This window comes from Phytopseudomonas dryadis (genome assembly GCF_004327355.1).
Lineage (GTDB): Bacteria > Pseudomonadota > Gammaproteobacteria > Pseudomonadales > Pseudomonadaceae > Aquipseudomonas > Aquipseudomonas dryadis.
Genome location: NZ_QJUM01000009.1, coordinates 63,218 through 85,302 on the forward strand (window position 1 = coordinate 63,218; position 22,085 = coordinate 85,302).

Genomic DNA, 22,085 nt, shown 5'->3' on the forward strand with positions numbered 1-22,085 from the left:
GATGGCTTTTCGTTCAGCCTCCAGCTTTCCAGCGCCGTTTTCGACTCGTGTCGGCTCGTCAAGCGTATGGCGCGGTCGTCCTGGGCGGTCGAGCCGCTGTTCTGTCTTGTCGCTTGAAGCTTGCGGCTTGACGCTTATGGAGGGAGGACATGCAACGATGAAATTGCTGGTCGTGGAGGATGAAGCGCTGCTGCGCCATCATCTCTATACCCGCCTCGGCGAACAGGGCCATGTGGTGGACGCGGTGGCCGATGCCGAGGAGGCGCTGTACCGTGTCGATCAATACCACCACGACCTGGCGGTGATCGATCTCGGCCTGCCGGGGATCAGCGGCCTGGATCTGATCCGCCAGTTGCGCAGTCGCGACAAGACCTTCCCCATTCTGATTCTCACCGCCCGCGGCAACTGGCAGGACAAGGTCGAGGGCCTGGCCTCGGGCGCCGACGACTACGTGGTCAAACCCTTCCAGTTCGAAGAGCTGGAGGCACGTCTCAATGCGCTGCTGCGGCGCTCTTCGGGTTTCATCCAGTCGACCATCGAAGCCGGCCCCCTGCAGTTGGACCTGAACCGCAAGCAGGCGCTGATCGATGGCACCGGCATGGGTCTCACCGCCTATGAGTACCGCATCCTCGAATACCTCATGCGCCATCATCAGCAGGTGGTGCCCAAGGAGCGGCTGATCGAACAGCTGTACCCCGACGACGAAGAGCGCGATCCGAACGTGATTGAGGTACTGGTCGGGCGTCTGCGGCGCAAGCTGGAAAGCTGCAACGGCTTCAAACCCATCGAGACCGTGCGCGGCCAGGGCTACCTGTTCACCGAGCGCTGCCGATGAGGTCAGGCGTCAGGCGGCTGCGCCGGCACTGGATCTCCTCTCTGCGTCTGCGCCTGATGCTGGGCAGCGCGGTGCTGGCCGTATTGTTCATGCTGGCGCTGCTGCCGGCGTTGCGCGGGGCCTTTCTCATTGCCCTCGAGCAATCCGTGGAAAAACGCCTGGCCGCCGATGCCGGTACGCTGATTTCCGCGGCGCGCACCGATAACGGCAAGCTGCAGATGCCGGACAAACTGCCCGACGAGGAATTCGACATCCCCGATGCCCAGTTGCTGGGTTTCATCTATGACCGCGAGGGCCACATGGTCTGGCAATCGCGTTCGGCGCGCGACATCTCGGTTTCCTACCTGCCGCGCTACGACGGGCGCGGCGACGAGCTGCTGCGTGCCACCGATCGCCAGGGCCGCGAGTTCTACATCTATGACGTCGAGATCAAGCTGCTGCGCGGACAGAGCGCGGCCTTCAGCATCGTCACCATGCAGCCTGCCAGCGATACCCAGGCGTTGTACGCCGATTTCATGGGCCAGCTCTATCTCTGGCTCGGTGGCGCCTTGCTGTTGCTGCTCGGCCTGCTCTGGTTCGGCCTGACCTGGGGCTTTCGCAGCCTGCGCGGCCTGCGCGAGGAACTGGACGAGGTGGAGAGCGGCACCCGCGCCCGTCTCAGCGATGAGCACCCGCGCGAACTGCTGCGCCTGACCGGCTCGCTGAACCGCCTGCTCGATAGCGAGCGTCAGCAGCGCGAGCGCTACCGCCATTCCCTGGACGACCTGGCGCACAGCCTGAAAACCCCGCTCTCGGTGTTGCAGAGCGTGGCCGAAGTGATCGCCGCCCAGCCGGAGAATCGCGAACAGTCGCGGGTGTTGCAGGGGCAGGTGGAAAGGATGAGCCAGCAGATCGGCTACCAGTTGCAGCGCGCCAGCCTGCGCAAGAGCGGCCTGGTTCGCCATCGGGTACGTCTGACGCTGGTGCTGGACAACCTGTGCGATGCGCTGGACAAGGTCTACCGCGGCAAGCGGGTGGAGGTGCAGCGGCATTTCGATGCCTGGCTGGAAATCCCCATGGAGCGTGCGGCGCTGCTGGAGCTGCTCGGCAACCTGCTGGAGAACGCTTACCGCCTGTGCCTGGGCCGTGTGCGGATTTCCGCCAGCATCGCAGACGGCATCTGCGAACTGTGCGTCGAGGACGATGGCCCCGGCGTTCCGGTAGACCAGCGGGCGCGCATCCTGCGGCGCGGCGAGCGGCTGGATGCCCAGCATCCGGGGCAGGGCATCGGCACCGCGGTGGTCAAGGACATCATCGAGAGCTATGAGGGCGAGCTGTTTCTCGACGAGTCCGAGCTGGGTGGCGCGGCGTTTCGCATTCGTATCGCCATTGGCTAGAGGGAGCCGCAAGTGGCCGATAGGAGCGCTGGAGGCTGGAAGCTGAACGACAAGCAAACCCCATGGGCTCTTTCGTCCAGCTTTCCAGCCTCAAGCGCTTTTGATCGAAGGCCGCTTCTGCCTTATGGCTACCATCCCCCGTTATGCACACTTCTGGCTTGAAGCTTGAAGCTTACCGCCGGCTTCCCTAGGGGGGAATCCGCCATCACGGTTGGCGAAAGCGTGCGGAAAACCGCCATCGGCAAGGTGTTTTTCCTCTTTTTATTATCGTAATTGTTTGATTTTAAACATTATTATTGAGTTTACTCATGGCTGGCATGGCCCTTGCGATAGCGCTGCCAAGGGTGCGTGCGCGCACCTATTAACAAATCCCTCCAGGTCAGGGGGGTTGGCGCCTAAACAAGAAAGGTGGTGCGGACATCGCTGGATGTCTTGCCGCGCCCCATGAGGATTCACCATGACTGCCACAACGAATGACGTTGTCCGTCAACCGTTCTACAAGATGCTCTATGTCCAGGTGTTGTTCGCCATCACCATCGGTATTCTCCTCGGCCACTTCTATCCGGAAACCGGTGTTGCCCTCAAACCGCTTGGCGATGGTTTCGTCAAGCTGATCAAAATGGTCATCGCCCCCATCATCTTCTGTACCGTGGTCAGCGGCATCGCCGGCATGCAGGACATGAAGGCGGTCGGCAAGACCGGTGGCTACGCCCTGCTGTACTTCGAGGTGGTTTCCACCATTGCCCTGATCATCGGCCTGGTGGTGGTCAACGTCGCCCAGCCGGGTGTCGGCATGCACATCGACCCGAGCACGCTGGACACCAGCAAGATCGCCGCCTACGCCCAGGCCGGCGAACAGCAGAGCACCGTGGCCTTCCTGCTCAACGTGATCCCGTCCACCGTGGTCGGCGCGTTCGCCAACGGCGATATCCTGCAGGTGCTGTTCTTCTCGGTGATCTTCGCCTTCGCCCTGCAGCGCATGGGCGAGTTCGGCAAGCCGGTGCTGGAGTTCATCGACCGTATCGCCCACGTGATGTTCGGCATCATCAACATGATCATGAAGGTCGCGCCCATCGGTGCGTTCGGCGCCATGGCCTTCACCATCGGCCAGTACGGTGTCGGTTCGCTGGTGCAGCTCGGCCAGTTGATGATCTGCTTCTATATCACCTGCCTGCTGTTCGTCCTGGTGGTGCTCGGCGGTATCGCCCGCGCCCATGGTTTCAGCGTGTTGCGGCTGATCCGCTACATCCGCGAAGAGCTGATGATCGTGCTCGGCACTTCGTCCTCCGAGTCGGCGCTGCCGCGCATGCTGACCAAGATGGAGAAACTGGGTGCCAGCAAGCCGGTGGTCGGCCTGGTGATTCCCACCGGTTACTCGTTCAACCTCGACGGCACCTCGATCTACCTGACCATGGCCGCGGTGTTCATCGCCCAGGCCACCGATACGCCGATGGACATCACCCACCAGATCACCCTGTTGCTGGTGCTGCTGGTCGCCTCGAAGGGCGCGGCAGGGGTCACCGGTAGCGGTTTCATCGTGCTGGCCGCCACGCTTTCGGCCGTTGGCCACCTGCCGGTCGCCGGTCTGGCGCTGATCCTCGGTATCGACCGTTTCATGTCCGAAGCCCGCGCGCTGACCAACCTGGTCGGCAATGGCGTGGCCACCATCGTGGTCGCCAAGTGGTGCAAGGAGCTGGACGAAGAGGCGCTGCAACGCGAGCTGGCCTCCGGCGGCAAGCCGGAACTGGTTGGCGCTAGCGATACCACGGTGAGCAAGCCGACCGTCTGATCGCCGCTTGTGCTTGTCTCCTCCCGCCAGCCGTGGGAGGAGACACCCTTGACCCGTCGCACTGACGGGTTTTTTATGGCCTGCCGTCATCCCACGACCCTGGACATGACCCGGGGCACGCTACGGCGGCCTTGCGTGCCGAAGCCGTGCGGTAGCGGCGAGCAAGACGAATCCTCTTCCCTCATGTCGTCAGGCCCCACCGGCAGGAAGGTTCTGTGCCGCCCACCGGCGCCCCGGCTCCGGGTCGACGCCGAAGCGCTCGGCGTAGAGTTCGTGGATCTCCGCCCAAGGCCCGTGTGCTTCCTCCTCGGAGAGGTGTCCGCCTGCGAGATGAGGTTCGAGCCGGGAAAGGTAAATTTCCCATCCGGTCGCGGTCTGGGCGGCGGGGAGGTCGTCGATGGTGTGCGTGAAGACCAATCGGCACTCGTCCCCCTCCCGAGTCAGCTCGAAGCTCTGCGGCTGACCGGCAAAGATCCAGGTCAACAGATGCGGTGCCTCGACCTGCGTCACCTCCACGGACATACCGCCAGCGTCGATGATCTCGCCTGCGACGGGTGTCCAGTCTGCGGCACCCGGAAAGAAGCGCTCCAGTTCGGACGGCGTGCTGACCGCCTGCCACACGCGCTCAATCGGATAGCCGAGCGAGCGCTCGAAACGCAGCGCCGGCCGGCCGTCGACGGTCTCCAAAGTTCCATACGCCTTGGGTTCGGACATCGTTGTTCCTGCTTTCTCTCGATATGGCCAACGGTCGATGATCCGTGTCGATGGAGTGGAGCTTGTACCGCCCCTCCTTGACCGCGATCACCAGTCCGGCCGCCTGCAACACCTCAAGGTGCTGCGAGACGGCCTGACGGGAGGAGGTGAGTCCGTGCCTCGTCGCCAGTCGGCCGCACAGTTCGAACAGGGTCTGCCGATCCCGCGCAAGGCGTTCGTCGAGGATGGTCCGCCGAGTCCCATCGGCCAGCGCTTTGTACACGTCGCTCACGTCTCAACGTTAGGCAAGTAAACATTTGCCTGTCAATCGGGCCCGCTGTTCAGGCGGGCGCAGGGGGCAGTCGCCGCGGCGTGGATGAGTGCGGATGGTGAGAGGCTGCGCGGATATACGAAGAATGCGGGTCGGCCCGTACTGTAAGAGCAGCATGCAGTGCTGTTCAGGCCAGGAATGCCGGCTTGAGGACTGCCTCGCACCACTGGTGAAAGTGGGTGGGCGTGGTCTTCTCGGGCGTTCTCGTCACGCCCAGATCGAGCCCTTCGCCCTTGGCGCGGGCCATGGCGGTCATGCCCTCGGCCATGGCTTCGGAGAAGCCGAAACCGAGGAACTGCGCCTTGTAGGCATCGCTGGGAATCTGCCGGTAGGCGATATCGCGGCCCAGCACTTCGCTCATGATCCGCGCCATCTGGTTGAAGGAGATGTTCTCCGGGCCGAGTACCGGCACCTCCTGCTGTCCCACCCAGGTCTCATCCAGCAGCCAGCGCGCCGCCACGGCGGCGATGTCGCCCGTCGAGCAGGAGGGCAGTTCCAGGTCGCCTGGAATCGGCAGAAAGAACGCCCCTTTCTCACGCAATGCGCGCAGTTGCATCAGGATATTGTCCATGAACGAAGGCATGGCGAGCGCACGCTGGTGCACGCCCGTGGCGGCGATGAGATCGTCCATGGCCAGCGAACCGGTCACGTAGCCGGCGTCCTTGGCCTGGGCGGTGCCGCGGCCCAGGGCCGTGATCTCCACCACGTGGGTGATGCTGCTGGCCTCGATCGCCGCGGCGGCGGGACGACTGAAATCCACATACGCCTGGGCAACGCTGGCCGCCTTCGGGTCGGCAGGAACGAGCCAGAACAGGGCTCTTGCGCCGTCGAAGGCGCGTTCGACGGTCGCTGCATCTGCGTGGCTGCCCTCCACGATTTCGACGCGCGTGCGCACTTCGGCGGAGAGTTTCGAGGCGTTGCGCACGATGACCCGAACGGGTGTCTGCGTAGCGAGCAGATGCGCAAGCAACTGGCTGCCAATCTGGCCGGTCGGGGCGGTCACGACGATCATCAGGGATCTCCTTAGGGTGTGCGCGCCAGGGGATTGAGTGTTCTGGTCGCGGTTTGGCCGTACCTTAATCCTTGTGGTGCGAACGATTCATTCTTTATAGTGCGGATTACTTTATCAATCGTTCGTTTCTTCCCATGGACCCGCTCTCCGACCTGCTTTCCCTCCTGCGTCCCGCGGCGACCATATCATCGGGTTTCACGGCCGGAGGCGACTGGTCGGTCGACTTTGCCGACCAGCATGGGCAGATCAAGTGCTATGCCATTCTTTCCGGCGCCTGCTGGATGGCGGTCCATGGCGTGGCAGAACCGGTGCGCCTTGAACAGGGCGATGCCTTCGTACTTCCTCGCGGCCGGCCATTTCGGCTTGCCAGCGACCTGTCGTTGCCCGCTACGCATGCCGCCACGCTGTTTCCTCCGGCCCGCCGGGGCGGTACGGTGGTGCTGGGAGCGGGAGAGAGTTTTTCGCTGGCAGGCGCCCGTTTTGCCGTCCACGGTGGCCATGCGGACTTGCTTCTCGGTCTTCTGCCACCCGTGCTGCACATCAGCGGGCAGGCGGAGCAGGCCGCGTTGCGCTGGGCCGTCGAACGGATGATGCAGGAGATGCGCGAAGCGCTGCCCGGCGCAGGCCTGCTGGCGCAGAATCTGGCCCACATGATGCTGGTGCAGGCACTGCGGGCTCATCTGGCCACTGCGGACAGTGTCACGGGCTGGCTGGCCGTGCTCTCGGATCGGCGTCTACGCCGTGCGCTCCAGAGCATGCACGCCGAACCGGCACGGCGCTGGACATTGCAGGAACTGGGCTCGCAAGCGGGGATGTCCCGAACGGTCTTTGCCACCCGCTTCCGCGCAATCATGGGCGAGACGCCCATGCAGTACCTGACGCGCTGGCGCATGATGCTGGCATGCGATCGGCTCGAACATTCGGCGGAATCGATCACACGACTGTCGTCGTCCCTGGGCTACGAATCGGTCAGCGCGTTTTCCACCGCGTTCAAGCGTGTTCTGGGCCAGTCCCCGCAGCGCTACAGGATGGCCTTGGAAAAGCCGCGGCACCATGCCGATTAGCGGTGTGCGACCTCATCGCAGGTCCCGCACGCTGGCGGCAGCGCAAAGCGGTGCATCGAATGCGCTGCGACCTCATCGTGACACGCTCATGTGGCGCCTGGCGCACAACGCCGTTGCCCCGCAAAGCGAGCCGAAGCCAGGGGGCTGGATGCCGGCCAGTCTTGTGGAATCACCCTCCCTGGCACCTGCTCTCGCTTGCAGTCTGCTGCTTGCAGCTGCCGTCAGGCGGTCAGCGTCATCAGGATATCGGCATACCAGGTGGCGTTGAGCCCCAGTACCTCGTCCTGTTCCAGGTCGCGGCTGCCCACATCCAGGCGCGCCGAGTGCACGCCGAGCAGCAGCCAGGGCAGGTTCTGCGGTACGCCGGCCGGCGCGCGCATGACCACCGGCGCGCCGCTGGTGCCTCGGTGGGTGCGGGCGTCGGTGAGGAAATAGCCCTCGCCCTGAAAGCGCAGCCCGAATGACGAGGCGATCAGGGCCTGGCGCACCACCGGCATGTGGTGCAGGGTGTCGTGGAAGCCCATGGGAAAGCCGACGATCAGCAGGGAGCTGCCGACCTCGACCCGGTGCTGCGCGCTGGTCAGGTGCTGCGGGGTGAAGGCGCAATAGGCCAGCGTGGCCGGCAGCGCCCCGCGATCCAGTTCGATCGCCGCCACATCGATATCGCCTCCGCTGTCCGTGGCCTGGCGCCACAATGGCCGCCCCTCGGCGTACAGCGGGATGGAGAAGCCGATGGATTCGGCCATGTTGCAGGCATTGGTGTGCAGCTCGATTTCCAGGCGGTTGGGGAAATGCTCGCTCGGCGCATCGATCATCACGTGGCGGCTGGTGATCAGGAACAGGCGGCCGTCGCGTTCGAAGAAGAAGCTGCTGGCGTAGGTCAGCAGACGCTGCTGGTCGAAGGTGGCGATGCGGGCAGCGGTGAGCAGGATGGGTTCGATCATCGGTATGTCCTTGGGGCTCGCGGCAAAACGGGCTCCGGCGCGGTCGAGTCAACAGACCCTGGTGGGCCTGTGATGGTGCGCCCGATTCAGCTGCCGCGTCCAAGCAATCCTGCGCGCCGCTCGCGCTTCACTCCACGCGCTGTTCGCCGCTGAACCGCAGGGTCACCTTGCAGCGCCGGCAGTAGTAGCGCCGACCCTTGGCGACCAGGGCATGACGCTGTGCGGAAAACGGGAAGTCGCCTTCGGCGCACTGGCAACGGTAGATGAAGCGGCTGACCTTGCGCCGTTCGACGGCGTAGCTGTGGCAGCGATGGGGCGGCAGTTCGTAGACGCCTCGCATGATCAGCTGCCATTCCTCGCCGTGGGGCTGGATGCTCGGGCCGAACAACTGGTGGGCGATCAGGTGGGCGACCTCATGGGCGACCGTCTGCAGGAGGAAGTCTTCCTGGTTGTCGCGATACAGCTGCGGGTTGAAGCGCAGCTTGTTTTCCGTGAGGTGGGCGACGCCGGCTTTCTGGCCGCGCAGCTTGAAGCTCACCTGGGGGCGGGCGAAACGCTGCTTGAAGAAGGCTTCGGCCTGCTGGTAGCAGGCTTCGACGCGGGCGTGGATCAGTTCGGGCATGGCGACGGCAGGCGACGGCGATAATGGGGGATTATGCCGCAACCTGGGCCGTTGCGCAGTCACCGCTCGACGGGTGCTTCCCGGGGTTGTTCCTGCAGGGTGGGCGCGCTCTGGTCGGCGCTGATGTCGCGCTCGTAGGTCGGCCCCATGGCCAGCCACAACAGGATCATGCCGACCTTGACGTTGACCAGCACCAGCAGGCCGACGCCCAGGGCGGCCGAGCCGTACAGCAGACCCCGGGAGCTGTCGATGCGCATGAAGGTGGGCAAGCCGACATAGAGCAGGTAGGTGGCATGCAGGCCGGCCAGGAGCAGCACCACGATGGCCACTGCACGGGTGGGGTAGAGCGCGCCCAGGCCGGCGATGAAGAAGGGCGTGCAGGTATAGGCGACGAACGCGATGCACTGGGCAAAGGTGGGGTGCGCCTCGAAGCTTCGCGACATCCAGCGCAGAAAGCCGGCCATGATCAGCACACCCAGGAGAATGCTCAGGTACAGCAGGGTGCTGAGTAGCAGGGCGCTGCCGGTGGCCAGGCGGATGCGCTCCTGGTCCACCAGACTCCAGCCGACCAGGTGGGTGCCGATGAACAGGCAGACGGCTGGCAGCAATGTCAGGACGAGCAGGTAGGCGAGGTAGCCGTTGCCATCGTCCTGCTGGTTCCGGCGGATCTCCAGCCAGGCCTGGTCCGGGCGTGTCATCAAGTGCGTGAAGTGGTTGAACATGACGGTGAACTCCTGCGTGGTTTCGGGTCTATAACCATTTTTATCGTATGGTTATTGGGTTCGACGCCTCGCAGGAGGTTCAACCTATTGTCAGCCGCCGATACGGCTTCAGCGGATATACACCGGGCCGATGCCGAGGCTCCAGACGATCACCGAGCTGGCGATCATCGCCACCAGCACCACCAGGCCGACGGCGAGCACCGAGCTGGAGAACATGAAGCCTTCGTCCTCGGGAATGCCCATGAACGCCGGGATGCCCACGTACAGCAGGTACACCGTGTAGCAGATGGCCACGGTGCCGACGGTCATGGCCAGCCACATGTGCGGGTACAGCGCCGCCAGGCCGCCGATGAACAGCGGCGTGGCGGTATAGGCGGCGAAGACCACGCACTGGCTCAGGCTCGGGCTGGCATCGTAGGTGCGCGCCATCCAGTGGATGAAGGCGCCCATGACGGCCACGCCGGCCAGCATCGCCAGGTAGGCCATGCCGGTCAGTTGCAGGGCGCTGGCCTCGGTGAGCAGGGTCGGCTCCCGGTCACCGATGGCCCAGCCGACCTGGGTCGTGCCGATGTACGCGGAGATGGCCGGGATGGCCGCGAGAAACAGCACGTGGGTGAAATACAGGCGGGTGGCGCTTTGCCGTTCGCCACGGATCTGCTGCCATTCCTGATCGGGGTGGGCCAGCAGGCCCCATACGTGAGTGATCATGCCGGTCATCTCCATGTTCGAGAGAAGCGATGGATCGCGAGCGCAGGCCGGAGAATCCGGGGTGCGACCCTATGTCGCAGTATAGGAGCCGGTGACCCGCGCCTTAGAGTGAAAGGCGCTTTCGCTTTCAGCGGTAATAGCGCTGCAGAATTTCCATGGCGTGGTTGATCGTCTGCAGGCGTTCGGTGCTGCCGCCGCGGTCGGGGTGGTGCAGGCTGACCAGTTGCCGGTAACGCTGCTTGATGGTGGCCAGGTCCAGGCTGCGGCTCTGCTCCAGCTCGAACAGGGCGAGAGCCGCCTGTCTTTCCTCGCCGCCCTGCATACGCGTCCAGAAGCTGGCGAGCAGCCTGGCCACATCCTGCTCGTCGGTTTCCCGCAACTGGCGCATGTCCAGGTAGTAATCGCGCAGGGGGTCGTGTTCGCCGAGGGCGGCGGTCCCGGCCTGATAGGGCAGCAGGCGGATGTTCAACGGGCTGATCTGCAGCAGCGCCGCCTGCCGCGCGTGCAAGCGGTCGCGCAGCACATACAGGGCGTTGAACAGCAGGAAATGGGTGCGAAACAGCACCAGCCGGTCACTCAGCGGCAGGTGCGGGATATGGCTGCTGCGCCGCTGCTTGAGTTGCTGGATCAGTTCGTATTCGCCCAGGCCGTCCGGCGCCGCCCGCAACAGTTCGAGCAGTTGGTCGGACAGGTCCTGGGCGGGATCGAGGTCGTTGTTCATGGCCATACCTTAACAGCGATCGGCGGCGCTCGATGGTCGCGCGGCGCCTGGGCCGGGCATTTTCGACACCGTGTTCGCCGTTCACCGTTTTGCGGGTGGGGCGCGTCGCGCTTTCCGGGTAAAATGCGCGCCTTCAGTACCTCTACCGGATTTCAGCGCGCCATGGGCACCCTCTCGGTCAATCAGAACAAACTGCAAAAACGCCTGCGCCGCCAGGCCGGCGAAGCCATTGCCGATTTCAACATGATCGAGGAGGGCGACAAGGTCATGGTCTGCCTGTCCGGCGGCAAGGACAGCTACACCATGCTCGATGTGCTGCTGTATCTGCAGAAGGTGGCGCCGATCCGCTTCGAGATCGTCGCGGTGAACATGGATCAGAAGCAGCCCGGCTTCCCCGAGCACGTGCTGCCGGCGTATCTGCAGTCCATCGGGGTGGATTACCACATCGTCGAGAAGGACACCTATTCGGTGGTCAAGGAGAAGATCCCGGAGGGCAAGACCACCTGTTCGCTGTGCTCGCGCCTGCGCCGCGGCACGCTGTACACCTTCGCCGACGAGATCGGCGCGACCAAGATGGCGCTGGGGCATCATCGCGATGACATCCTGGAAACCTTCTTCCTCAACCTGTTCTACGGCGGCACGCTCAAGGCCATGCCGCCCAAGCTGCGCGCCGACGACGGGCGCAACGTGGTGATCCGCCCGCTGGCCTATTGCAGCGAGGCCGATATCGAGGCCTACAGCGTCCTCAAGCAGTTCCCGATCATTCCCTGCAACCTGTGCGGCTCCCAGGAGAACCTGCAGCGCCAGGTGGTCAAGGAGATGCTGCAGGAATGGGAGCGCAAGACGCCGGGACGCACCGAGATCATGTTCCGCGCCCTGCAGAACGTGGTGCCTTCGCAACTGGCCGACCGCAAGCTGTTCGATTTCACCAGCCTGAAGATCGACGAAGACGCCACGCCACGCTTTCTCAACGTGATGAATCTGTAAGGAGGCGGGAACGTGGGCATGTACAAGGCAATGCTGGTGACGCTCTGCCTGGCGCTGGCGGCATGCGGCGCTGGCGAACCAGGGCACCTGTCGCTCGAGCTGGATGGCAAGGCGATGCGTTTCGATTCGCGCCTGCTGGCCCAGTTGTCCGACAGCCGCGAGCATCTGGTCGTCGGCGGTCGCCTGCCGGGCTCGGCCATGAGCGATAGCTATGATTTCGAGCTCTGGGCGCTCGGCGGGGAGATCAAGCCGGGTACCTACAGCCTGTCCGACTCGCAGCTGATCAGCCGCTACGCGGTGCAGCACGAGCAGGGGACCGAGGTCTGGTCGGCGCTCGGCCACACCGACGGTGCCTCGTTCGAGCTGAAGATCGACGCCATCGATGACTGGGGCGTGCGGGGCAGTTTTCATGGCCGTATCAAGCGCCTCGGTGGCGAAGGCTTCATCGACGTCAGCGACGGCAGTTTTGCCGCGCCTTTCACACTACAGAATCCCTGAGGTCCACGGGCAAGCGATGCGCGACTATCGATGGCTGCATGAATACTGCGTGAACCGCTTCGGTTCGCTCGAGGCCCTGGAGGCATGCCTGCCGCAGCCGAGTTCGGCGCAGCAGTTGCGCGCCCTGAGCGATGACCGCTATCTGTCGACCATGAGCCTGCGCATCTTCCGCGCCGGCCTCACGCACAGCCTGGTGGATGCCAAGTGGCCGGCCTTCGAGGAGGTGTTCTTCGGCTTCGACCCGGAAAAGGTCGTGCTGATGGGGGCCGAGCGCCTGGAGCGGCTGATGCAGGATACGCGTCTGATCCGTCACCTGGGCAAGCTCAAGAGCGTGCCGCGCAATGCGCAGTTCATGCTCGACGTGGCCCGTGGCGCCGCCACGGGCCTGCCCCCATCCGTCGCCGCGCGGCACCGGCTCCCCGGTGCCGAACCCCCCGCGCCCGGCTTCGCCTTTGGCGCATTGATCGCCGACTGGCCGGTGACCGAGATCGTCGCGCTGTGGCACTGGCTGGCCAGGCAGGGCAGCCAATTGGGCGGCCTGTCGGCGCCGCGTTTTCTGCGCATGGTCGGCAAGGACACCTTCATCCCCACCGACGACCTTGTGGCGGCGCTCAAGGCGCAGAAGATCATCGACAAGGCGCCGAACAGCCAGCGCGACCGTGCCGCGGTGCAGGCCGCCTTCAACCAGTGGCACGCGCAGAGCGGGCGGCCCTTGTGTCAGCTGTCGGTGATGCTCGCCCATACGGTCAACCACTGACATGCGGCAGGCCATCGAGCGTATCGCGCGGGCCGTCGCCGAGGCCGAGCGCCTGCTGATCATCACCGGGGCCGGGCTGTCCGCCGACTCCGGGTTGCCGACCTACCGCGGCCTCGGCGGCCTGTACAACGGGCACACGGCGGAGGGCCTGCCCATCGAGGCGGCCTTGTCCGGCCCCATGCTGCAGCGCGATCCGGCGCTGTGCTGGAAGTACCTGGCGGAACTGGGCAAGGCCTGCCTGGGCGCGCAGCCCAACGCCGCTCATCGGGCGATTGCCGAACTGCAAGGGCTCAAGCCCGGTTGCTGGGTGCTGACGCAGAACATCGACGGCTATCACCGTGCCGCCGGCAGCCCGGCGCAGCGCCTGATCGAGATCCATGGCCAGCTGGCGCCGTTGTACTGCCTGTCCTGCGCGGCCGAGGACGCGCAACTGCTCGAGCATCTGCAGCGGCCCCTGCCGCCGCTGTGCGCACGCTGCGGCGGTGTGTTGCGTCCGCCTGTGACCCTGTTCGAGGAGAGGCTGCCGGAGGCGGCGATCGACGCGCTGTATGCGCAACTGGAGCAAGGCTTCGACCTGGTGCTGAGCGTCGGCACCAGCGCCAGCTTCCCCTATATCGTCGAGCCGGTGCTGCGCACCCGGCGCCGCGGCGGGCTGACGGTGGAGGTCAATCCGTCGCATACCGATCTGAGCGATGTGGTCGACATCCGCTTGCCGGGAAGGGCCTTAGATGTTTTCCCGGAACTCCTGAGTCACATCCAGCGTCATAGAATTTGCAAATCGCCTCGTTAGCAGGCATAGTCGCGGCTGCTCAATTTCCAGACACGGCCGTGCCCATGCGCAAACGCTTCGCACCCCTCGTGCCCTCCGCACTCATCCTGGTTCTCGCTGCCTGCGCCAACCATGCTCCACAGCCCCAGATCGACGCCCCGGCCCAGGCATCCTTGCCGGCCAGGCCGGTGGTCGCCGCGCCGGTTCTGGACAAGGCCGACCCCGCCGAAGATGCCGTCGCGCAATTCGCCGAGCACGAGCCCTACGAACTGCCGCAACTGGCGGACAGCATCCTCGAGAAGGGGCTGTCCCTGGTCGGTACCCGCTACCGTTTCGGTGGCAGCTCGGTGAAGTCCGGCTTCGACTGCAGCGGTTTCATCGGCTACCTGTTCCGCGAAGAGCTGGGCATGCAGCTGCCGCGCTCGACCCGGGAAATGATCAATATCGATGCGCCGCTGGTCGAGCGCAAAGCGCTCGAGCCGGGCGATCTGGTGTTCTTCAGCACCAATGGCCGCGGGCGTGTCAGTCATGCCGGCATCTACCTGGGCGATGACCAGTTCATCCATTCTTCCAGCAGCCGCAGCGGCGGCGTGCGGGTCGACAGCCTGGATGACCGCTACTGGAAACGCACCTTTATCGAAGCCAAGCGCGTGCTGGCCCTGGCGCCGACCGAGCAACTGGCCCGTCATCCCTGATGGCGGGACGCCCCAGGGCAATTGCACTACGCGCGCGAAGAGCCGACGACTGCATGGAGGCAGGAGGTAGAGCGAAGCAGGAGCCCGAGCACACAGGAAAACAGCGGTTTCTCGTTCAGCCCTCCAGCCTCCAGCGCTTTTCATCGAGTGTCTTTCACACAATAACGCCATGGCGCGGTTGCCCTGCGGGACGCCTGGTGCGACGTGAACTTGTCAGCCCTCCGATACATCTTGATAGTTTTCAACGATCTGCGCTGCAAAGCTAAAGCTTGCACTAGGTTGCCGAAGCCGGCAGAGTAGGGCGTATCCAGGCTCAGGATCCTCCGTCCATGACTGCCACCGCCCGTATCGCCCTGTTGTTCCTCGCCGCGCTGCTCAGCGCCTGCTCCAGTCGTGCCCCGGTTCCGGCCCCGCAGCCCGTCGTGACCATGCCCGCGCCCGGGGTCATGCAGGGGGGCGCCGACGATGTGCTGTTCCGCGCGCTGGGGCTGGTCGGTACGCCGTACCGCTATGGCGGCAATACCCCGGACAGCGGTTTCGACTGCAGTGGCCTGATCGGCTACGTCTACCGTGACGCCGCCGGTATCCAGCTGCCGCGCTCGACCCGTGAGCTGATCGGCATGCGCGCCCCGGCGGTGGGCCGTGACGCCCTGCGCAGCGGCGACCTGGTGTTCTTCGCCACCAACGGCGGGCGTCAGGTCAGCCATGCCGGCATCTATGTCGGTGAGGGGCGCTTCGTGCATGCGCCGTCCTCGGGCGGCACCGTGCGCCTGGACAGCCTCAGCAACAGCTACTGGCAGCGTACCTATCTCGAGGCCAAGCGGGTGTTCCCCGCGGAGCTGGCGCGTTACCCCTGATCCGGCCGGATCTGCACTCGCCGCGTCTTGCGCATTGACGCTGGCGTGGCCAGTCTCTACCCTTCGCCGCTTGCTTCAGGTGTCCCCGGCCACGGCCGCGGGGTGAAACTGGGAAGCCGGTGCGTCTGATCGACAAGGCCGGCGCTGCCCCCGCAACGGTAAACGAGTGAAGCCCGCGTACTGCGCCAGCCTGCCCCCGGCAGGCTCGGACGCGCGGGTTGCGATGCCCGCTCGGCATCGCGCTCGCAAGCCCGGAGACCGGCCTGTCGCTTTCCAAGGGTTGCGCGGTGGGCGCTGCCGGGTGTGCAGGTTCGATCCTGCGTATCCTCGCCTCCACGGTCGTGCCCGCCCACCGGCACGGGATGGAGGCGTGCCGGTGGCTGATCAGCGTTTGCCGATCCCGCCCGCTGGCAGTGCCGAGCAGGGCGTGGCTCGGGGCGAATCCTCCAGGTTCCCGTACTGCCATGAGGAAACTCCATGATTACGCCCAACACCGAATCCGCCGAACGCGATGCCCGCCACAAGGCGCGCATGGCGCGCAAGAAGGCGCTGGTCGACGAGAAGATCGCCCAGGCCCGGGACGAGTACGGCCTGCTGCTGGTGCACAGCGGCAACGGCAAGGGCAAGAGCAGTTCGGCGTTCGGCATGGTCGCCCGAGCCCTGGGCCATGGCCTGAAGGTCGGTGTGGTGCAGTTCATCAAGGGCGGCATGGCCACGGGCGAGGAGCAGTTCTTCCGCCGTTTCCCCGATGAGGTCAGCTACCACGTGATGGGCGAGGGCTACACCTGGGATACCCAGGATCGCCAGCGCGATATCGAGAAGGCCCGTCAGGCCTGGGCCGCGGCCCGGCAACTGCTGAGCGATCCACAGGTCGCCCTGGTGGTGCTGGATGAGCTGAACATCGCCCTCAAGCACCATTACCTGGATGTCGACACGGTGTTGCGCGACATCGAATCGCGGCCCGAGCTGCAGCACGTGGTCGTCACCGGGCGGGGGGCGCCGCCGGCATTGATCGAGGCGGCGGATACCGTCACCGAGATGAACCTGGTCAAGCATGCCTTCAAGGCCGGGGTCAAAGCGCAGAAGGGTGTCGAATTCTGATGAATGCCAGCAGCGGCTGCAACCGCGATGGAGACGTGGCAGCGGCGCGTCGGTGTCCCGCCCTGCTGATCGCCGCGCCGGCTTCGGGCCAGGGCAAGACCACCGTCACCGCCGCCCTGGCACGCCTGCACACCCGGCAGGGCAAGCGGGTGCGGGTGTTCAAGTGCGGCCCGGATTTTCTCGATCCGATGATCCTCTCCCGCGCCAGCGCCAATCCGGTGTACCAGCTGGATCTGTGGATGGTCGGCGAGGCCGAGAGCCGGCGCCTGCTCTGGGAAGCCGCCGCGGAGGCCGACTTGATCCTGATCGAGGGGGTGATGGGGCTGTTCGACGGCGCGCCGTCCGCGGCCGATCTGGCCCGGCGCTTCGGCGTGCCGGTGTTGGGGGTGATCGACGGGTCGGCCATGGCCCAGACCTTCGGCGCCCTGGCGGTGGGCCTGGCCAGCTATCAGCCCGACCTGCCGTTTGCCGGGGTGCTGGGCAACCGGGTCAACCCGGGGCGGCACAATGACCTGATCCGCGACAGCCTGCCGGCGTCCATTGGCTGGTACGGCTCGTTGCCGCGCAGTGCCGCCATCGAGTTGCCCAGCCGCCACCTGGGTCTGGTGCAGGCCGGCGAGCTGGCCGACCTGGAGGCGCGCCTGGACAGCGCCGCCGACGCCCTGGCGCAGACCGCGGGCAGCACCCTGCCGCCCGCGGTGAGTTTCAGCGCGCCGCCGCCGCAGCCCCTGGCCGCGCTGCTCGAGGGCGTGCGCATCGGCGTGGCCCGCGATGCCGCGTTCGCCTTTACCTACCAGGCCAATCTCGACCTGCTGCAAGGCCTGGGTGCGCACTTGCGGTACTTCAGCCCGCTGACGGACGAGCGCCTGCCGCCGGTGGACAGCCTCTATCTGCCTGGCGGCTATCCCGAGTTGCACCTGCGGGCGCTGGCGGCGAATCGCTCGATGATCGCGGCGATCGCGGCGCACCAGCATGCCGGCAAGCCGATCCTGGCGGAGTGCGGCGGCATGCTCTACCTGCTCGACTCGCTCAGCGATGTGGCCGGCGAGCGCGCCGAACTGGCGGGCCTGGTGCCGGGCCACGCGCAGATGCAGAAACGCCTGGTGGCCCTGGCGCTGCAGGCGGTCGATCTGCCCGAGGGGCGGCTGCGCGGGCACAGCTATCACCATTCGCGGCTGCAGTCCGCGCTGAGTCCGCTGGCCGTTGGCGACTGCCCCAACGACAAGCCGGTGAATGAGGCGGTGTTCCGTATCGGCCGCCTGACCGCGTCCTATATCCACTTCTACCTGCCGTCCAATGCCGTGGCCGCGGCGGCGTTGTTGCGCCCATGAACGAGCACGCCTTCAGCGCCGAGGAACGCGCAGCGGTATACCGGGCCATCGCCGAACGACGGGACATGCGCCACTTCTGCGGTGGCGAGGTGGCGCCCGAGTTGCTCGCCCGTTTGCTCGAGGCCGCGCATCAGGCGCCGAGCGTAGGGCTGATGCAGCCCTGGCGGTTCATCCGCATCACCCGCCCGGCCCTGCGCGAGGATATCTACCAACTGGTCGAGGCCGAGCGGCAGCTGACCGCCGAGGCGCTGGGCGAGCGTTCCGACGCCTTCATGCGGCTCAAGGTCGAAGGTATCCGCGACTGTGCCGAACTGCTGGTGGCGGCGCTGATGGACGGCCGTGAGGCGCATGTCTTCGGCCGACGCACCTTGCCGGAAATGGATATGGCATCGCTGGCCTGCGCCATTCAGAATCTCTGGCTGGCCGCCCGCGCCGAGGGCCTGGGCATGGGCTGGGTATCCTTGTTCGATCCCCGGGCCCTGGCCGAGCTGCTGGCCATGCCGAGCGGCAGCAAGCCGCTGGCGGTGCTGTGCCTGGGGCCGGTGCAGGCGTTCTACCCGGTGCCGATGCTGGTACAGGAGGGCTGGGCCGAGGCGCGGCCCTTGAACGAATTGCTGTTCCAGGATCAGTGGGGACGAAAATGAACGATGCGCGGGGGCTGGCGCCCGCTTCGTGGAGGCGCGCGTGAGCCTGGTCATCGCTGCGCTGGCCGGCGTCGCACTGGACGCAGCCCTGGGTGAGCCCAGGCGCTGGCACCCGTTGGTGGGCTTTGGCCGGCTGGCCGCTCGCCTGGAGCAGCGTTTCAATCCGTCCGGTGGCGGCTGGCGCAGCCACGGCGTCAGTGCCTGGTGCCTGGCGGTGTTGCCCCTGACCCTGCTGACCGGCCTGCTGGCACAATTGCCCTGGATCGGCTGGCTGGTGCAGATCATCGCCCTGTATGCCGCGCTCGGTCTGCGCAGCCTCGACCAACACGCCCAGCCGGTGGCCCAGGCCCTGCGCCTGGGCGACCTGCCCGAGGCGCGCGTGCGGGTGGGCCATATGGTCAGCCGCAACACCGCCGGGCTGGACGCCACGGGGGTGGCCCGGGCCGGCACCGAATCGGTGCTGGAGAATGGCAGCGACGCGGTGTTCGCCGCGCTGTTCTGGTTCCTGCTGGTCGGTGCGCCGGGGGTGGTGCTGTACCGCCTGAGCAATACCCTGGATGCCATGTGGGGCTACCGCAACGAACGCTTCGAGCGGTTCGGCTGGGCGGCGGCGAAGATTGACGATGTGCTCAACTATGTGCCCGCGCGGCTGGTCGCGCTGACCTACGCGTTGCTCGGCCGCACCTGGCTGGCGCTGCGCTGCTGGCGGCGTCAGGCGCTGCAATGGGACAGCCCCAATGCCGGGCCGGTGATGGCGGCCGGCGCCGGGTCGCTGGGGATCAGCCTCGGTGGTGCCGCGGTGTATCACGGTGAATTGCACCAGCGTCCGCTGCTGGGGGAGGGCCCGGCGCCCAAGGCGCGGGATATCGAACGGGCGATGAACCGGGTGTGGGCCGGGGTGCTGCTGTGGTTGTCGCTGATGCTGCTCTGGGAGGTGTGCGTTGCTTGAGCATGGAGGGCGCCTGCGCCTGGCTGCGCAGCAGCATGGCATTCCCTTGTCCGACTGGCTGGATCTGTCCACCGGTGTCGCTCCCTATGGCTGGCTGCTGCCGGCGATCCCGGCCCAGGCCTGGATGCGTCTGCCGGAACCGGACGATGGCCTGGAGGCCGCCGCCTGCGCCTATTACGGCGTCGCCCGGCTGTTGCCGGTGGCCGGCTCGCAGGCGGCGATCCAGTGTTTGCCACGGCTGCGGCGCGAGGCCCGGGTGGGCATCGTCTCGCCGGCCTATGCCGAACATGCCGCGGCCTGGCAGCGCGAGGGGCACCGCGTCCTGGAAATCAGCGAGGCCAGCGTCAACCGGGCGCTGGAACGTCTGGACGTGCTGCTGCTGGTCAATCCGAACAACCCCACCGGGCGGCGCTTTTCCCCCGAGCAACTGTTCGCCTGGCATGCGCGGCTGGCGGCGCGGGGCGGCTGGCTGGTGGTCGACGAGGCCTTCATCGACTGCACGCCCGAGCAGAGTCTGGCGGCCCACAGCCATCTGCCCGGCCTCATCGTGCTGCGTTCGTTCGGCAAGTTCTTCGGCCTGGCCGGCGCGCGGCTGGGGTTCGTGCTGGCCAGTCCCGCGCTGCTCGACGAGATGGCCGCGCTGCTCGGGCCCTGGGCGGTGAGCGGGCCGACCCGGGCAGTGGCCAGCCATCTGCTCGGTGACCGCGCGGGGCAGCAGGGGCAGCGTCAGCGCCTGAACGACGATGGCCTGCGCCTGGCCGAACTGCTGAGCGGCCATGGGCTGCCGCCGACCGGCGGTTGCGCCCTGTTCCAGTGGGTCGCCAGCGAGCGGGCGGCCGTGCTGCATGAGTTCCTGGCCTGCAATGGCATCCTCACGCGCCTGTTCGCCAGTCCGCCGAGCATCCGTTTCGGCCTGCCGCCGGACGAAGACGGCTGGCAGCGCCTGGAGCGTGCGTTACAGGTATTCGCCGAGGCCTCGCGATGAACCGGCTGGGCGCGACCCTGATGGTGCAGGGCACCACCTCCGATGCCGGCAAGAGTACGCTGGTGACCGCACTGTGCCGCTGGTTGCGCCGCCAGGGCGTCAGCGTGGCGCCCTTCAAGCCGCAGAACATGGCGCTCAACAGCGCGGTGACCGCCGATGGCGGCGAGATCGGCCGGGCCCAGGCGGTGCAGGCGCAAGCCGCCGGCCTGGCGCCGCATACCGATATGAACCCGGTGCTGCTCAAGCCCAACAGCGATACCGGGGCCCAGGTGATCATCCACGGGCAGGCCATCGGCAACATGGATGCCGTGGCCTACCACGACTACAAGCAGGTGGCGCGCGAGGCGGTGCTGGCCTCGCACCGTCGGCTGAGTGCGGCGCATCGGGTGGTGATGGTCGAGGGCGCCGGCTCGCCGGCGGAAATCAACCTGCGCGCCAATGACATCGCCAACATGGGTTTCGCCGAAGCGGTCGACTGTCCGGTGATCCTGATCGCCGACATCGACAAGGGCGGCGTCTTCGCCCACCTGGTCGGTACCCTCGAGCTGCTCGCGCCCAGTGAGCAGGCGCGGCTCAAGGGTTTCGTGATCAACCGTTTCCGCGGCGACATCGCCCTGCTGCAACCCGGGCTGGACTGGCTCGAGCAGCGTACCGGCAAGCCGGTGCTCGGCGTGTTGCCCTACCTGATGGATTTTCACCTGGAAGCCGAGGACGCCATCGACAGGCGCCAGGTGAGCAAGGCCGAACAGGTGCTCAAGGTGGTGGTGCCGGTGCTGCCACGCATCAGCAACCACACCGACTTCGATCCGCTGCGCCTGCATCCCCAGGTCGAGCTGAGCTTCGTCGGCGCGGGCCAGGCGATCCCCCCGGCCGATCTGATTATCCTGCCCGGCTCCAAGAGCGTGCGCGCCGACCTGGCCCATCTTCGCGAGCAGGGCTGGCCTGCGGCGCTCGAGCGGCACCTGCGTTATGGCGGCAAGGTGCTGGGCATCTGCGGCGGCCTGCAGATGCTCGGTCGCCGGATCGAGGATCCGGCCGGGCTGGAAGGGCCGGCGGGCAGCAGCGCGGGGCTGGGCCTGCTGCGTATCGACACGCGGCTCGAGGTGCACAAGCAGTTGCGCACGGTCAGCGGGCGGCTCTGCCTGGAGGATGCGCCGGTCAGCGGTTACGAGATCCACGCCGGGGTGAGCCACGGGGAGGATCTACGGGCGCCGGCCGCGCGTCTCGACGATGGTCGTGTCGATGGCGCCATGAGCGCCGATGGCCAGGTGCTCGGCACCTACCTGCACGGCCTGTTCGAATCCACCGAGGCCTGTGCGGCGCTGCTGCGCTGGGCGGGACTGCGGGCGGTGCAGACGGTGGATTACCACGCCCTGCGCGAACGCGATATCGAGCGTCTGGCCGATCTGGTCGAGACGCATATGGACGAGGCGGCATTGCGCGGGCTCTGTGGTCTGGCCTAGCAACGGTCATGTGTCGGCCAGGGTGGTCGATGTGCCCGAGGCGGCGAACGGGGCAATCGTAATGAGGGATGGCAGCTATAAGGCGAAAGCGGACGTAGGGTGGATGATGCTCTTTTCATCCACCATTGCGATTGCAGAGCGGTGGACGGATGAAGCGTCGTCCACCCTACGAGCTTGCAGCTTGCAGCTTGCAGCTTGCAGCTCAATGGCCGCTTGCGCCACTCAGCCCGTT

The 22,085-nt window shown here is 66.1% G+C and carries 23 protein-coding genes and 1 riboswitch; of the genes, 16 read left to right on the plus strand and 7 right to left on the minus strand.

The annotated features are described in order from the left end of the window. The first annotated feature begins 157 nt into the window (after nt 1-157). The 3 genes from DNK34_RS09490 (at nt 158) to DNK34_RS09500 (ending at nt 4,000) form a co-directional block, all read left to right on the plus strand. Nucleotides 158-835: a response regulator gene (locus DNK34_RS09490; protein ID WP_131173822.1), complete on the plus strand. Its 678-nt coding sequence runs from the start codon at nt 158-160 to the stop codon at nt 833-835. Beyond that, nucleotides 832-2,211, plus strand: a complete 1,380-nt coding sequence (locus DNK34_RS09495; protein WP_131173821.1) for an ATP-binding protein — start codon at nt 832-834, stop codon at nt 2,209-2,211. Before DNK34_RS09490 ends, DNK34_RS09495 begins: the two co-directional genes overlap by 4 nt. A 457-nt stretch (nt 2,212-2,668) precedes the next feature. Beyond that, complete coding sequence (locus tag DNK34_RS09500; RefSeq protein ID WP_131173820.1) at nt 2,669-4,000, plus strand: dicarboxylate/amino acid:cation symporter; 1,332 nt, start codon at nt 2,669-2,671, stop codon at nt 3,998-4,000. Between the two features lie 189 nt (nt 4,001-4,189). Here DNK34_RS09500 and DNK34_RS09505 read toward each other — a convergent pair whose 3' ends face one another. Next, a complete protein-coding gene (locus DNK34_RS09505) occupies nt 4,190-4,714 on the minus strand; it encodes an SRPBCC domain-containing protein (protein WP_131173819.1) in 525 nt (174 codons plus the stop codon). A 437-nt stretch (nt 4,715-5,151) separates the two neighbouring features. After that, the gene (locus DNK34_RS09515) at nt 5,152-6,036 is read right to left on the minus strand and encodes an NmrA family NAD(P)-binding protein (protein ID WP_131173817.1); all 885 of its coding nucleotides are present in this window, start codon (nt 6,034-6,036) and stop codon (nt 5,152-5,154) included. Between the two features lie 134 nt (nt 6,037-6,170). On the opposite strand from DNK34_RS09515, the gene DNK34_RS09520 reads away from it, so the two are divergent. Next, nucleotides 6,171-7,100, plus strand: coding sequence for an AraC family transcriptional regulator (locus DNK34_RS09520; protein WP_131173816.1), 930 nt, complete (start codon nt 6,171-6,173; stop codon nt 7,098-7,100). A gap of 221 nt (nt 7,101-7,321) precedes the next feature. Here the strand turns inward: DNK34_RS09520 and DNK34_RS09525 are convergent, their stop codons facing one another. The 5 genes from DNK34_RS09525 to DNK34_RS09545 form a co-directional block, all read right to left on the minus strand. After that, nucleotides 7,322-8,044, minus strand: a complete 723-nt coding sequence (locus tag DNK34_RS09525) for a trypsin-like peptidase domain-containing protein (RefSeq protein WP_131173815.1) — start codon at nt 8,042-8,044, stop codon at nt 7,322-7,324. Nucleotides 8,045-8,171: 127 nt separating this feature from the next. Beyond that, nucleotides 8,172-8,666, minus strand: a complete 495-nt coding sequence (locus DNK34_RS09530; protein ID WP_131173814.1) for a SprT family zinc-dependent metalloprotease — start codon at nt 8,664-8,666, stop codon at nt 8,172-8,174. A 59-nt stretch (nt 8,667-8,725) separates the two neighbouring features. After that, nucleotides 8,726-9,388 (minus strand): Yip1 family protein, encoded by a 663-nt coding sequence (locus DNK34_RS09535; RefSeq protein ID WP_131173813.1) that lies wholly within the window; start codon nt 9,386-9,388, stop codon nt 8,726-8,728. 108 nt (nt 9,389-9,496) lie between these two features. Continuing rightward, the gene (locus tag DNK34_RS09540; RefSeq protein WP_131173812.1) at nt 9,497-10,096 is read right to left on the minus strand and encodes a Yip1 family protein; all 600 of its coding nucleotides are present in this window, start codon (nt 10,094-10,096) and stop codon (nt 9,497-9,499) included. Nucleotides 10,097-10,223: 127 nt separating this feature from the next. Further along, nucleotides 10,224-10,817 (minus strand): DNA-J related domain-containing protein, encoded by a 594-nt coding sequence (locus tag DNK34_RS09545; protein WP_131173811.1) that lies wholly within the window; start codon nt 10,815-10,817, stop codon nt 10,224-10,226. A 162-nt stretch (nt 10,818-10,979) separates the two neighbouring features. On the opposite strand from DNK34_RS09545, the gene ttcA reads away from it, so the two are divergent. From ttcA to DNK34_RS09605, 12 genes are all read left to right on the plus strand, one after another. Beyond that, a complete protein-coding gene (gene ttcA / locus DNK34_RS09550; protein ID WP_131173810.1) occupies nt 10,980-11,804 on the plus strand; it encodes a tRNA 2-thiocytidine(32) synthetase TtcA in 825 nt (274 codons plus the stop codon). Nucleotides 11,805-11,822: 18 nt separating this feature from the next. Continuing rightward, the gene (locus DNK34_RS09555; RefSeq protein WP_131173809.1) at nt 11,823-12,302 is read left to right on the plus strand and encodes a hypothetical protein; all 480 of its coding nucleotides are present in this window, start codon (nt 11,823-11,825) and stop codon (nt 12,300-12,302) included. Between the two features lie 16 nt (nt 12,303-12,318). Further along, nucleotides 12,319-13,059, plus strand: a complete 741-nt coding sequence (locus DNK34_RS09560; RefSeq protein ID WP_131173808.1) for a DNA-3-methyladenine glycosylase I — start codon at nt 12,319-12,321, stop codon at nt 13,057-13,059. A gap of 1 nt (nt 13,060) precedes the next feature. After that, nucleotides 13,061-13,849 (plus strand): NAD-dependent deacylase, encoded by a 789-nt coding sequence (locus tag DNK34_RS09565; protein WP_131173807.1) that lies wholly within the window; start codon nt 13,061-13,063, stop codon nt 13,847-13,849. A 44-nt stretch (nt 13,850-13,893) separates the two neighbouring features. Next, complete coding sequence (locus tag DNK34_RS09570; RefSeq protein WP_131173806.1) at nt 13,894-14,523, plus strand: C40 family peptidase; 630 nt, start codon at nt 13,894-13,896, stop codon at nt 14,521-14,523. Between the two features lie 329 nt (nt 14,524-14,852). After that, complete coding sequence (locus tag DNK34_RS09575) at nt 14,853-15,380, plus strand: C40 family peptidase (RefSeq protein ID WP_131173805.1); 528 nt, start codon at nt 14,853-14,855, stop codon at nt 15,378-15,380. A 60-nt stretch (nt 15,381-15,440) separates the two neighbouring features. Next, nucleotides 15,441-15,661: riboswitch (cobalamin riboswitch) on the plus strand. Between the two features lie 196 nt (nt 15,662-15,857). After that, nucleotides 15,858-16,481 (plus strand): cob(I)yrinic acid a,c-diamide adenosyltransferase, encoded by a 624-nt coding sequence (gene cobO, locus DNK34_RS09580; RefSeq protein WP_131173804.1) that lies wholly within the window; start codon nt 15,858-15,860, stop codon nt 16,479-16,481. Next, complete coding sequence (locus DNK34_RS09585; RefSeq protein WP_131173803.1) at nt 16,481-17,812, plus strand: cobyrinic acid a,c-diamide synthase CobB; 1,332 nt, start codon at nt 16,481-16,483, stop codon at nt 17,810-17,812. Before cobO ends, DNK34_RS09585 begins: the two co-directional genes overlap by 1 nt. Further along, complete coding sequence (bluB, locus tag DNK34_RS09590) at nt 17,809-18,456, plus strand: 5,6-dimethylbenzimidazole synthase (protein WP_131173802.1); 648 nt, start codon at nt 17,809-17,811, stop codon at nt 18,454-18,456. The genes DNK34_RS09585 and bluB overlap by 4 nt, the downstream gene beginning before the upstream one ends. 46 nt (nt 18,457-18,502) lie before the next feature. Continuing rightward, nucleotides 18,503-19,405: an adenosylcobinamide-phosphate synthase CbiB gene (gene cbiB, locus DNK34_RS09595; RefSeq protein ID WP_411269290.1), complete on the plus strand. Its 903-nt coding sequence runs from the start codon at nt 18,503-18,505 to the stop codon at nt 19,403-19,405. Next, entirely contained in the window at nt 19,398-20,390 is a 993-nt protein-coding gene (gene cobD, locus DNK34_RS09600; RefSeq protein WP_131173800.1) for a threonine-phosphate decarboxylase CobD, read from the plus strand. The genes cbiB and cobD overlap by 8 nt, the downstream gene beginning before the upstream one ends. After that, nucleotides 20,387-21,853 carry a cobyric acid synthase gene (locus DNK34_RS09605; RefSeq protein WP_131173799.1) on the plus strand — a complete coding sequence of 489 codons (1,467 nt, stop codon included), beginning with the start codon at nt 20,387-20,389 and terminating at the stop codon, nt 21,851-21,853. The genes cobD and DNK34_RS09605 overlap by 4 nt, the downstream gene beginning before the upstream one ends. The last annotated feature ends 232 nt before the right edge of the window (nt 21,854-22,085 follow it).

Coding starts and splice junctions, on each gene's coding strand:
- DNK34_RS09495 (WP_131173821.1), top strand. CDS start 832: ATGAGGTCAGGCGTCAGGCGGCTGCGCCGGCACTGGATCTCCTCTCTG.
- DNK34_RS09570 (WP_131173806.1), top strand. CDS start 13,894: ATGCGCAAACGCTTCGCACCCCTCGTGCCCTCCGCACTCATCCTGGTT.
- DNK34_RS09500 (WP_131173820.1), top strand. CDS start 2,669: ATGACTGCCACAACGAATGACGTTGTCCGTCAACCGTTCTACAAGATG.
- DNK34_RS09520 (WP_131173816.1), top strand. CDS start 6,171: ATGGACCCGCTCTCCGACCTGCTTTCCCTCCTGCGTCCCGCGGCGACC.
- DNK34_RS09605 (WP_131173799.1), top strand. CDS start 20,387: ATGAACCGGCTGGGCGCGACCCTGATGGTGCAGGGCACCACCTCCGAT.
- cobO (WP_131173804.1), top strand. CDS start 15,858: ATGATTACGCCCAACACCGAATCCGCCGAACGCGATGCCCGCCACAAG.
- DNK34_RS09585 (WP_131173803.1), top strand. CDS start 16,481: ATGAATGCCAGCAGCGGCTGCAACCGCGATGGAGACGTGGCAGCGGCG.
- DNK34_RS09535 (WP_131173813.1), bottom strand. CDS start 9,388: ATGTTCAACCACTTCACGCACTTGATGACACGCCCGGACCAGGCCTGG.
- DNK34_RS09545 (WP_131173811.1), bottom strand. CDS start 10,817: ATGAACAACGACCTCGATCCCGCCCAGGACCTGTCCGACCAACTGCTC.
- DNK34_RS09505 (WP_131173819.1), bottom strand. CDS start 4,714: ATGTCCGAACCCAAGGCGTATGGAACTTTGGAGACCGTCGACGGCCGG.
- DNK34_RS09515 (WP_131173817.1), bottom strand. CDS start 6,036: ATGATCGTCGTGACCGCCCCGACCGGCCAGATTGGCAGCCAGTTGCTT.
- DNK34_RS09525 (WP_131173815.1), bottom strand. CDS start 8,044: ATGATCGAACCCATCCTGCTCACCGCTGCCCGCATCGCCACCTTCGAC.
- DNK34_RS09555 (WP_131173809.1), top strand. CDS start 11,823: ATGTACAAGGCAATGCTGGTGACGCTCTGCCTGGCGCTGGCGGCATGC.
- bluB (WP_131173802.1), top strand. CDS start 17,809: ATGAACGAGCACGCCTTCAGCGCCGAGGAACGCGCAGCGGTATACCGG.
- DNK34_RS09490 (WP_131173822.1), top strand. CDS start 158: ATGAAATTGCTGGTCGTGGAGGATGAAGCGCTGCTGCGCCATCATCTC.
- ttcA (WP_131173810.1), top strand. CDS start 10,980: ATGGGCACCCTCTCGGTCAATCAGAACAAACTGCAAAAACGCCTGCGC.
- DNK34_RS09565 (WP_131173807.1), top strand. CDS start 13,061: ATGCGGCAGGCCATCGAGCGTATCGCGCGGGCCGTCGCCGAGGCCGAG.
- DNK34_RS09530 (WP_131173814.1), bottom strand. CDS start 8,666: ATGCCCGAACTGATCCACGCCCGCGTCGAAGCCTGCTACCAGCAGGCC.
- DNK34_RS09540 (WP_131173812.1), bottom strand. CDS start 10,096: ATGATCACTCACGTATGGGGCCTGCTGGCCCACCCCGATCAGGAATGG.
- DNK34_RS09575 (WP_131173805.1), top strand. CDS start 14,853: ATGACTGCCACCGCCCGTATCGCCCTGTTGTTCCTCGCCGCGCTGCTC.
- DNK34_RS09560 (WP_131173808.1), top strand. CDS start 12,319: ATGCGCGACTATCGATGGCTGCATGAATACTGCGTGAACCGCTTCGGT.